The 11,591-nt window shown below is 45.9% G+C and carries 6 protein-coding genes; all 6 read left to right on the forward strand.

Annotated features, from left to right (window positions below):
- The first annotated feature begins 100 nt into the window (after positions 1-100).
- The 6 genes from ACFQS8_RS01850 to gspF all read left to right on the forward strand — a co-directional run bounded on the left by ACFQS8_RS01850 (position 101) and on the right by gspF (position 11,561).
- Positions 101-2,986, forward strand: a complete 2,886-nt coding sequence (locus tag ACFQS8_RS01850; RefSeq protein ID WP_382165166.1) for a hypothetical protein — start codon at positions 101-103, stop codon at positions 2,984-2,986.
- Positions 2,987-3,101: 115 nt separating this feature from the next.
- Positions 3,102-5,762, forward strand: coding sequence for a TonB-dependent receptor domain-containing protein (locus ACFQS8_RS01855; RefSeq protein ID WP_382165168.1), 2,661 nt, complete (start codon positions 3,102-3,104; stop codon positions 5,760-5,762).
- 130 nt (positions 5,763-5,892) lie between these two features.
- A complete protein-coding gene (locus ACFQS8_RS01860; protein WP_382165170.1) occupies positions 5,893-6,828 on the forward strand; it encodes a type II secretion system protein N in 936 nt (311 codons plus the stop codon).
- A 24-nt stretch (positions 6,829-6,852) separates the two neighbouring features.
- Positions 6,853-8,841, forward strand: coding sequence for a type II secretion system secretin GspD (gspD, locus tag ACFQS8_RS01865; RefSeq protein WP_382165172.1), 1,989 nt, complete (start codon positions 6,853-6,855; stop codon positions 8,839-8,841).
- Positions 8,842-8,869: 28 nt separating this feature from the next.
- On the forward strand, positions 8,870-10,369 hold the full coding sequence (gene gspE / locus ACFQS8_RS01870; protein ID WP_382165174.1) for a type II secretion system ATPase GspE: 1,500 nt from the start codon (positions 8,870-8,872) through the stop codon (positions 10,367-10,369).
- Positions 10,356-11,561 carry a type II secretion system inner membrane protein GspF gene (gene gspF / locus ACFQS8_RS01875; protein ID WP_382165175.1) on the forward strand — a complete coding sequence of 402 codons (1,206 nt, stop codon included), beginning with the start codon at positions 10,356-10,358 and terminating at the stop codon, positions 11,559-11,561. The genes gspE and gspF overlap by 14 nt, the downstream gene beginning before the upstream one ends.
- The last annotated feature ends 30 nt before the right edge of the window (positions 11,562-11,591 follow it).

Genomic DNA, 11,591 nt, shown 5'->3' on the forward strand with positions numbered 1-11,591 from the left:
ATAGCGCGGATGTCTTTCTAGCAATATTGAGCCGTTGGGGCGGTAATTGCTGGAAAACAAAAGTTTTGCTTCACGCCACTCTGTAGGGGGTTTACCCAGAATGACTTCGGTAAAGAATTTTCGCCGCGCATTGCTAATTAGTTCAGCTAGTTTAGCAATTTTTGCTTGTTCAGATACAAACATTTCTTCGCCTGGTACTACGACGCCACCAGTTGGTGAGCCAACAGGCCCAACAACACCAACACCTCCAACAGGCACATCAATTCCTGCAAGTGCAACAGGTGCTGGTACTGCTGATGTTAGCCACCCTAACCTTACACGTGTTACAGTTGCGACTGCTGATGGTGGTACAACAGACATCGTTCAGATTTCAGGTACAGTAGCGACTGACCTAACACTTGAAACAGGTGTTGTTTATTACTTGAACGAAACACTTTCTATCGGTGCTGATTCAGGTGCTGCTTCAACAACTGCTACTGCTGACGGAAAAGAAGTTGTTCTAACTATCCCGGCTGGTACTACAGTTGTTGGTGATGGTTCAGCCGCTTCTTTGATTATTCCACGCGGCGGAAAAATCATGGCTGAAGGTACTGCTTCTAGCCCGATCGTTTTCACATCTTACGCTGAGTTCCAGCGTCAAAACGGCATCACTAACGTAGGTACAGAGACAACCCGCGGTGAGTGGGGTGGAATCATGATCAATGGTTTCGCACCAATCAACGTGTGTGACACAACAGGTGACAACGTTGCTGATGGTGGATGTACTAAAGAAGGTGAAGCTAACTCAGGTGTTTACGGTGGTGATAACGCTGCTGATAACTCTGGTGTGCTGACTTATGTACGTGTGGAGCACGGTGGTGTTGTTCTAAACGACTCAAACGAAGCAAACGGTATCGCATTCCAAGGTGTTGGTTCAGGCACAACAGTGAACCACATTCACATTCACAACAACCTAGATGATGGTGTTGAATTCTTTGGTGGTACTGTTTCAGTTGATCACCTCGTTGTTACTGGACAATCTGATGACGCGATTGACTGGACAGATGGTTGGACAGGAAGCGTGCAATACGCACTTGTGACTCCGGGCACAAACCTTCGTGATGATGCTTATGGTATCGAGGGCGATAACCAACGTCCAAACGACTTGCTTCCACGCTCTGCGCCAGTGATTTCAAACGCGACAATCCTTGGGAATGACGAATGGGTTGCCGGTGTTCGCTTCCGTCGTGGTTCTGCTGTTAAGTTTGTAAACTCTATTGTTGCTGGTACTGCGCCATTCGGCATGGATATCGATGACGCTGCGACTTATGATTTGATTATCGACGGAACAAGCAAAATTGAATCAGTTATGGTAGACGCGACAGGTGACGCGCTCCGTAACGATGATGATATTCCTGCAGACTTCGCTTTGACAAACTACCCAAATGTTGTCGTAGATACATCTTCATTGCTCAACAAATATTTCCCAGGTGGACAAGAGCAAGCTGTGACTGCATTCGACGTAACGGGTGAAGGCTTAGAAGCTGTTGATTACATCGGTGCATTCTCTCCTACAGAAACAGTTGCATCTAACTGGGCTGCGGGCTGGACAAAAGAAGGTACTGTTTTTGAAGAAGAAGCAGCGACATGTCCAACAGGTACAACGACTTCATCAAGTGATCCTGTAGATGGTAAAACAGTTTGTGATATTCCATTAAACATTACTTCTGACGTGCGTTTGAGCAATGGTGATGACCTTATCTATCGCCTAACTGGTGCTACATTCATTGGTACTGACGGTGGTAAAGAAGCTGCAAACGTTCCAAGTTCTGTTCAAGCAACTTTGAGTGTTGATGCTGGCGTTACTGTGTTCGCTCAATCTGGTGCGGAAGCTTATCTTGTTGCATCTCGTGGTTCCAAGTTGGAAGCGGTTGGTACTGCAGCTGCTCCAGTTGTTTTCACAGCAGAAGAAGTTCTTACAAACAACATTAAGTCAGGTGAAACACTTCAGCACACTCGTGGTTACTGGGGTGGTATCATGTTGAACGGTAAAGCTCCGGTCAACGTATGTGACACAACAGGCGACACTGTTGCTGATGGTGGATGTGAGAAAACTGGTGAGTTCGCTTCTGGTTCATACGGTGGTGAAGTGTCAAATGATGACTCTGGTGCTCTTCGCTATGTGCGTGTTGAGTATGCCGGTGTGATCGTAAACGATGACAACGAAGCTAACGGTATCGCCGCACAAGGTGTGGGTTCAGGTACTGAGATTGAGTATGTCCAAATTCACAACAACCTTGACGATGGTATCGAGTTCTTTGGTGGAACTGTAGATGCGAAACACATCGTTGTAACTGGTCAGTCAGATGATGCGATTGACTGGACTGATGGTTGGGTTGGACGCGTTCAGTATGCGATCGTTGAGCCAGGTGAGACGCTTCGTGATGATGCATATGGTATTGAAGGTGATAACCAACGTCCAAACGACTTGCTTCCACGTTCTGCACCGCAATTGTCTAACTTGACGATCATTGGTAACTCAGAATGGGTTGCTGGTGCACGTATCCGCCGTGGTTCTGGTGCAACTGTAGCAAACACAGTTATCACTGGTGCACCATTTGGTTGGGACATTGATGATGCATCAACTTACGAATTGTTCGATGGAACAACACCAGTTTCAGACTTCAGTTCAATGTTGCTAGACAACACTGGTGACGAGCTGCGTGATGATGGTGATATTCCAGCAACCTTCATTGCTGATCACTTCGATGCGGACAACAACATCGACACAATATCGACAACAACATTGGGTGGTTTCTCATTCTTTGGAAATGCAACTGGTGTTGTGCCAAGCACTGCCGAAGCAGCAGTTACAGCTAAGGACATGAGCACTGTAGATGCTTGGTTTGAAGCTACTGACTACATTGGTGCTGTTAAAGATGCTGATGACAAATGGTACCTTGGATGGACCATCGATTCATCACGCAATGTAACATCAGCTAACTAAACACTTGTTGATCTAGGGAGAGCCGCATCAGGGGATGTGGCTCTCTCTTGTTTTGTTTTTTTTGGGATATTCGAGCAAACGCTCGTGTGACAAGGCTCGTATCGGGGATTACCTTATGTATGTTCGTTTTTATTCAGGTGTAGTGGCACTGCTCGCAGCCACAGCTCTGACAAGTCCGTCAGTCGCGTTTGCTCAAGAGCAGCAAAGTGCAGAAGTAGAAGCAGCGCAGCCCGCTGATGATCTGGTACAAGATACAATCGTTATTCGTGGGGCTTTCATTCCCGATGAAAAACGTGAAACGTCTGAGATTTCTAGCCTTTTGTCTGCAGAAGATTTTGCAGTGCAAGGGGACAGTGATGTTGCTGGTGCGTTGCGCCGTGTAACAGGTGTATCTGTTGCTGATAGTAAATTTGTATATGTACGTGGTTTGAATGAGCGGTATTCTAGCTCAACTTTGAACGGTTCTCCTTTGCCAAGCCCTGAGCCACTTCGTCGTGTAGCTCCGTTGGATTTGTTTCCAACGTCTGTTTTGGAAAGCTTGGTCGTTCAAAAAACCTACTCACCTGAATATTCCGCAGAATTTGGTGGTGGTAACGTTGATATCAGAACAAAATCCGTGCCGGATGCGCCATTCTTCAATATTGGTTTATCAACCTCTGGAAACACTGAAACATCTTTCCAAGATGGACTGATGTATGATGGTAGCGATTCTGATTATCTTGGTTATGATGACGGAACACGTGATTTGCCGGATAGTGTTGGTGCGTTATTGGGCGATGGTGAATTTAACCTTGCCAACCAAACAAATGATCAATTGGTAGGTTATTCCTCTGAAATCATAGACAATTCTTCGTTGCTGGTTATGCAAGAAGGTTATGTTGGTCCTGATATCGGAATGAATTTTTCTGGTGGTCATCGCTTTGATTTCTCGAATGCTATTTCCATGGGAATATTGGGAGCAGCATCCTATTCAAATGGATGGACGACTAAAGAAGGTAAGAGCGGTGTTAGTTTCCTTGCCTCTGCTGATACATTGAATGACTCAGGTGTTGGTGATCGTCGCAGTACTGAAAATAATATTGAGATCAGCAGCTTGGCTTCTGTTGGGTTTGACCTTTTTGACAACCACGAAGCGTCATTTCTTGGCTTTTTAACTCGATCTACGGATAAAGAGAGCCAGATTACAGAGCGCGTTGATAACGACTCAGGGAACTTTGAACACCAGGGCTCTTTGACTTGGGTTGAGCGTCAACTTTGGACAACGCAAGCTCAAGGTAAGAGTGTTTTTCCTTTCCTTGCTGATTTGGAAATGACATGGCGCGCTTCTTATTCAGAAGCTGAACGTGATGCGCCTTATGATGTTGCTTACATGTATCAACGTCAGGAAAACGAAACTGATGATGCTCTTCAACTTGCTGCAAGTGGTGGAGACACACGTTTCCGTTTCTCCAAAATTATGGATGACACGACTGACCTAGGTTTTGATTTCCTTCTCCCACTATATTTTGGTGATTTAGAGTTCAACATTAAGGCTGGTTACGCATATGTTGAGAAGGACCGTGAATCGCAATCAACTGATTTCACTTTCCAATCAACTTTCCCAACAGATCTACGTGGATTGCGCATTGATTACGCTCTAAATGAGCGTGTGAATGGCGATGATGTACCACTCTTTGTTTCATCTTCTACGGAAAGCCCAGATTATTCTGTGGCAACGCTTGAGGTGGATGCCGGTTATTTTGGGATAGATGCTCAGGTAACGAACTTCTTGCGTGTTGCGCTGGGTGGACGTTATGAGGATTCAATCCAAGTTGTTGAAACACGTCCTTTCCAATCAGGTCCGGGTAATATTTCAACGCCGATCGAAGAAACACGTTTCCTTCCAGCTGCAACAGTAACTTGGAACTTTGCTGACGATTTACAATTGCGTGTCGGGTATTCAGAAACGGTAACCCGTCCTCAATTTAGAGAGATGTCACCAACATTCTTCGAAAACCAAGAAACAGATGTCGGATATTTTGGTAACCGTTATTTGTTGGATGCAGAGTTGAAAAACTATGATGGACGTTTGGAGTATTACTTCAGCCGTGATCAGTTCATCACTGTAGGTGCATTCTACAAAGAACTTGAAAATGTTATCGAAGAAGTACTGACTTCGGATGAAAACCTGACAACAACATTCGTGAACGTGCCTAAGGCCGAACTTTACGGTGTAGAGTTGGAATATGAGCAACTCCTTCCAGTATCTGACTGGTTAGAGTGGTCATGGTTAGCATCTAAAGATATCTCGCTGAAAGCAAACTACACATGGTCTCAAAGTGAACTTAGCTATGAAGAAGGGCATGAATTTACCTTTACTTCACGTACACCTGAGGCAGCGGCTATTACAGACCAAGCGCGTTTCTACATTGATAGCGGACGTGCAATGTCGGGTCAGTCTGATCACTTGCTGAATTTCCAGATCGGATACACTGATCTAGAAGCTGAGTCAGAAGCTAACCTTCTGTTCAACTTTGCAAGTGAACGTATTCGTTTCGGTGCCAACAATGTGGGTGCTCGTCGTCCAGAGGTGATTGAACAGCCGCCAATGTCAGTGGATTTCGTATATAACCGTGACTTTGATCTTCTTGGCGGAGACTATAGCTTTGGTTTCAAATTGAAAAACATACTTGGCGAAGAGTATGACTGGTATCAACAAGCGGGCGATCAAGTAGCTATCGTTAACAATTATGAGCTTGGGCGTACTATTTCATTCTCATTGAAACGTAGTTTCTAAATTAGTTAGGGTACGCGCACTCCATCTAATATGGTGTGCGCGTATTTTGTATTGGGACTTGCCTCATATGACGCAATGAGGTTTGTCTATATCCAATCAAAAAATTACAATGCGTTGTGGTGGTAAATCTATGCAAGGAAGTCGTTTTAACGTTGAAGCATTTATAACGCTTCTTCCTCGCATATCGAGATTAACCATAATTTTGGTTTCCCTGATCGTTTTAGCATTGTTCTGTGCACGATTTGTATGGTTTTTCGCGGTTGGTCCTAATTTCAATGAAGCACCGCCTGCCATAAAATCGGGAAGGGTAAATTCCCTTCAGGTTAGCTCAGTTGATGTAAGCATGCTGTCGCGCATTACGCCGTTTCGGACCTTGCAGAATGAGCCTGTTCTAGCTGTCACAGTTCAGCAGCCCGATGCTCCCGAAACAGAACTTGATATTACGTTAAATGGCGTGCGCGCTGATGGAGATGGTGGTGGGATTGCTTTCATTACCGTTGGTGGTGGTGTCCAAAAACGGTATAAACAAGGTGATCCTCTAGAGGGTCTCAGAAATGTATCCGTCGATAGCATCTTTGCCGATGGCGTATTGTTGACGAGAGAGGGAAGACTAGAGCGGCTTTCTAATTTTCATGATGATGATATTGGGATTAAATCAGCAAACGAGTCGACTAAATCAAAGCAAATGAGCGCTGTTGTCGAGCATAGAGAAGTGCCAGCGAAGTCAGTTAAGCCAGCTCCGTCCAAGACATCAAGCCAAGCATTGATCATCGCAACATCTGATATGGCGAGAGCAGAAATTGAAGATATTCTCAATTGGGCGCGTTTTGATGCAAACACCGTTGATAATATGCCTGGCGTGACCGTGTTCCCGCTAAATAGTGCTGTATTCGTCAAATCTGGTCTAAAAGCACGCGATACAGTTCAGTCCATAAATGGAATAGAATTAAGTCCTGATACTGATTATGAAGCTATGATCAGTTCGCTGGAGAAAACGACGCGTGCAGATATAATTCTTGTTAGAAATGGCCGTGCCATGAAGCTGACAGTTAATGTGTTGGAATAGCGCCGTAGAGAGTGGGTAGAGATAATGGTTTCGAGAAGAAATAAGGTTCTACACGGCGCGGCTCTGGCCATGCTAGGTGGTTTTATTGCGCCGTTGGGCCAATATGCTGTTGCCGATGATTTGGGTGAAACGCGTGTGCGTGCGGATGGTACACAAACGCATGTGATGAACCTAAAGGACGTCGATATATCTGTGCTGATTGATGATGTCTCTGCTATTACTGGGCATACATTTGTTGTGCATCCAAGTGTTCGCGGACGTATAAGTGTATCCTCCCAGACACCACTGACGGATCGAGAAGTTTTTCAGGTTTTCCTTTCAACTCTGCGGGTAAATGGGTTTACAGCCATTCCGTCCCAAGGTGGTGTGTATAAGATTGTGCCAGAGCAATCAGCTTCAGCAGAAGCTGCTTTGGCGCGCCCTTCAGTTGGCGGCGATCAATTTGAAACTGCGGTGCTGAGACTTCGTAATTTTGACGCGGCTGAAGCTGCTAAGATGATTAAACCCATCACAAACCCGCAAGGCCAACTTACTGCTAGCTCAGCGTCAAATACGCTAATCGTAGTGGACTATGCTGCAAACATTTCGCGTGTGCGGAAAATTGTTGCCGAGATAGACCAAGATCGAAATGAAACGCTGACAATGGCGTTGGTGAATATGTCTGCCACTGAAATGGCCAAGACAGTCAATGGCATGAAGGCCGCTAATCGTGGAAGTGGCGGTTATGATGTATCAGCACTCGCGATAGAAAGTAATAACTCAATCATCATCAAAGGTGATGCAAGAGATGTTGCGGCTGTGCATGAAATTGTGCGCGGCCTTGATGTGTCAAATCGTAAAGATGATGAATCTCTTAAAGTTTTATCGCTCAAGCATTCAGAAGCGGCTGAGTTAGCGCCCATTTTGGAATCAATGGGTAAACGTTTAGCAGAACAAACAAGTCCAGATAAATCAAACGTAAGTGTGCCCACAATAGCTGTATATGAGCCTACAAATTCGCTTGTTGTGAGTGCATCTCCAATGGTTGTTCGCCAGCTTGAGCGTGTCGTCGAGGAGTTAGATCGACGTCGTTCGCAAGTGCTTGTGGAAGCCATTATTGTGGAATTATCAGATGATGCGGCCCGAGAGTTAGGTTTAGAATTCGTATTATCTGGTACTGGAAGCTCAACTACACCATTTGCTGCTACGAATTTTACACGGTCAACGCCAAATGTGTTGGCTTTGGCTGGTGCTTTGATTTTGGGTGATGATGGGAATGGCGATAGTGATACCACGTCCACATCAAGCTCTTTGCAAACTGTTGCTATCAACTCCTTACTTGGTAGCGCAGGTGGTTTGCTGGGGATTGGTGGCGAAACATCGGACGGAACAATTTTTGGTGCGATTTTAAATGCAGTAGATACTGACGTTTCATCAAATGTTTTATCGACGCCGCACTTGCTAACTTTGGATAATGAAGAAGCTTCCATTACTGTCGGTCAAGAAGTCCCTATTACGACTGGTGAAGCACTGGGCGATAACAATTCAAATCCATTTCGTACTGTCGAGCGTAAACCGCTGGGGGTAACACTCGAAGTCACGCCGCAAATAGGTGAAGGCGACAGTATTAAGCTTCAACTTCGTCAGGAAGTTTCTTCTATATTTGACTCCGTGTCTGGTACTGACTTCATTACGAATAATCGCGAAATAAATACGACTATCTTGGCAGATGATGGCGAAATAATCGTGTTGGGTGGTTTGATCAAAGAAGAGGAAACTTTGAATGTTTCCAAAGTGCCGCTTTTGGGAGACATTCCCGGCGTTGGGCGCCTGTTTTCCTCAGAAGGTACGACCAAGAAGCGAACTAATCTAATGGTCTTTCTAAAACCAACGATTATTCGCGATGCTGATACAATGCGTCGAGCGACACAGCAAAAGTATCAATACATCCGCCAAGAACAGATTGCTGCTTCAAGAGATGAACGCGCCAATTTAGATGTGTTTATGAAAGAAGTTCTCGGCGTTGAAGAATAAGTTGAGATTGAGAGAGTAGAGGGTTTGAGTGAGTAAAGTTTCACAGCAACGTTTAAGCTATAGTTTTGCAAAAGAAAAAGGTGTTGTTCTTTTTCCAGAAGGCGAATCTATGTGCTTGGGGATGCTTGTGGGAGCTGACCCTATGGCGGCAGTGGAAGCGCGTAGAATTGCTAATTGCCATTTAGTAACTGTGCTGCTCGACCGTGTTAAATTTGATAGACATTTATCAGAAGTCTATTCTGGTGATGGGTTCGATTCATCAGATATTGATGATGCGTTGGATGAGCGCGGAGACTTAGATAGTCTTGCAGCCGGCTTGAATGAGAACGCCGACCTATTGGACACCTCTGACGATGCACCCGTCATACGTCTCATAAACGGGTTGATAGCAGAAGCGGTTCGCACCAAGGCCTCGGATATACATATAGAGCCTTTTGAGGACCGTTTATCAGTGCGTTTGCGTGTAGATGGCGTTATGCGTGAGGTTCTAACACCGTCGCGCCGCGTGGCACCGCTGCTTGTATCGCGCATCAAGGTAATGGCTCGGTTGGACATCGCTGAAAAACGTGTGCCCCAAGATGGTCGTGTATCATTGAGTTTGGGTGGGCGTCCGATTGATGTGCGTGTCTCGACCTTACCAGCGCGTTATGGTGAGCGTGTTGTTATGCGTTTGCTAGATAAAGAGTCGGCAAGACTAGATCTTGATGAACTTGGAATGCCACCTAAGGTGCTGAGTACATTGAAAAATGTCCTTAAGGAGCCCAATGGTATTGTGCTTGTCACAGGGCCAACGGGATCGGGTAAAACAACATCTCTATATGCTGCATTGACGCTATTAAATGACCAGTCTCGCAACATCCTTACCGTAGAAGACCCGATAGAATATGGCCTTGATGGCGTCGGGCAGACTCAAGTGAACACGAAAGTTGGTATGACGTTCGCGGCAGGGTTGCGTGCTATTTTGCGTCAAGACCCGGACATTGTTATGATCGGTGAGATCCGTGATGGTGAAACTGCTCAAATTGCCGTTCAAGCGAGTTTAACAGGGCATTTGGTGCTCTCTACCGTTCACACGAACTCAGCGGCTGCTGCCGTCACCCGTCTACGTGACATGGGAGTTGAACCCTTTTTGCTGTCATCTACTTTGACGGCAGTCGTCGCGCAACGACTCGTGCGGCGCTTATGTAGCCATTGTAAAGTCGCTTACACACCCGATGCGAATGAGTTGAAACTACTCAACTTACCAGCAACAGAAACGGGTCCATTCTACCATGCGAAAGGCTGTGAACACTGTAATCAACTTGGTTATGAAGGGCGTTTGGGGATCTATGAGATCATCGTTATGGACCCGACTTTGCGTAGCATGGTGCATGATAATGCGCGTGAGCAAGATATAGAAGCATATGCGTTTTCAAACTCCGACACCTTGCAAGGGTGCGGTGCGCAGCATGTGCGTCATGGATTGACGACTTCTGAAGAAGTGCTCCGCGTTGTAAGACAATCGAGAGATTCTGATGGCAGCGTTTGAATATCAAGCGCTAGATGCGCAAGGTAAAAAATCCAAAGGGGTTGTCTCGGCAGACTCCCTGAAGTCTGCACGTCGTGAATTGCGCAAGCAAGGACTGACGCCGCTAAAGGTGGATGCATCTAAAGGAAAGATCGACAAGAAAACTCGCCAGCTAAAATTGTCCTCTAAGGATAATGTTCTTCTGACACGCCAATTAGCTATGCTGATAACGTCAGGTACACCTGTGGAAGAAGCATTGGCGGCTGTGGGTGAGACATCAAAGAAAAACAATGTGCGTACAGTTTTAGCGGATGTTCGCGCAAATGTGGTTGAAGGACAAACTCTTTCAGACGCAATGTCTGGGCAACGTCTCGCTTTTAACTCTCTATACACATCCATTATTGCAGCGGGTGAAGGTGCCGGCGCATTGGACTCCGTGATGTCGCGTTTGGCAGACTACCAAGAGAAAAGCGAAGATATGCGCGGGAAGGTGGTCGCCGCGATGATCTATCCTGCTGTCCTTGCAGTTGTCGCTTTGATGGTTGTCGTCGCTTTGTTGGTTTTTGTTGTTCCGCGTGTGGTCGAACAATTTGATACGATGGGCCAAACCTTACCACTGCTTACTCAAATTATGGTCAATATCTCTGGCTTTTTGCAAAGCTATGGAGTGTTTATCATCGGGGGGCTGGCTGTTGGCTTTATCGTTTTGAGCAATGTGTCCAAAGTCGAGCGTGTGAAGCGTCGGCTGGATAAAATTAGTTTAAATCTACCTATCATTGGTGAAGTTGTTCGTAGCGTTACAGCAGCTAGGTTTGCACGCACTTTTGCTACGCTGGCTTCTTCAGGAGCACCGGTGCTGGATTGTCTACGAGCTGCACGCGAAACCACCCCTAATTTGGTTTTGCGTGATGCAGTGGAAAAAGTAATAGAAGATGTACGCGAAGGTGGCTCATTGAGTGCATCTATGGCGCGAACGGGGGCGTTTCCTCCTTTAGTGACTCACATGGCTGCAGGCGGAGAAGCAAGTGGTCAATTAGGGGTGATGTTCGATAAAGGGGCGGAATATCTTGAACGTGAATTTGAGAAAACTTCCAGCGTCGCATTGGGTCTGCTCGAACCGATAATAACGGTGATTATGGGGGGGCTGGTTATGCTGATTATTTTGGCGATTATGCTCCCGATATTACAATTAAATTCCGGTGCTTTAATCTAGTCGGCGTAGAGAAAAAGAAATGGTGATAAG

The organism is Hirschia litorea, from assembly GCF_042665075.1.
GTDB lineage: Bacteria > Pseudomonadota > Alphaproteobacteria > Caulobacterales > Hyphomonadaceae > Hirschia > Hirschia litorea.

Bases quoted from the DNA above. Each gene is read 5' to 3' on its own strand.
- gspF (WP_382165175.1), top strand. From the start codon at position 10,356: ATGGCAGCGTTTGAATATCAAGCGCTAGATGCGCAAGGTAAAAAATCC.
- ACFQS8_RS01855 (WP_382165168.1), top strand. From the start codon at position 3,102: ATGTATGTTCGTTTTTATTCAGGTGTAGTGGCACTGCTCGCAGCCACA.
- ACFQS8_RS01850 (WP_382165166.1), top strand. From the start codon at position 101: ATGACTTCGGTAAAGAATTTTCGCCGCGCATTGCTAATTAGTTCAGCT.
- ACFQS8_RS01860 (WP_382165170.1), top strand. From the start codon at position 5,893: ATGCAAGGAAGTCGTTTTAACGTTGAAGCATTTATAACGCTTCTTCCT.
- gspD (WP_382165172.1), top strand. From the start codon at position 6,853: ATGGTTTCGAGAAGAAATAAGGTTCTACACGGCGCGGCTCTGGCCATG.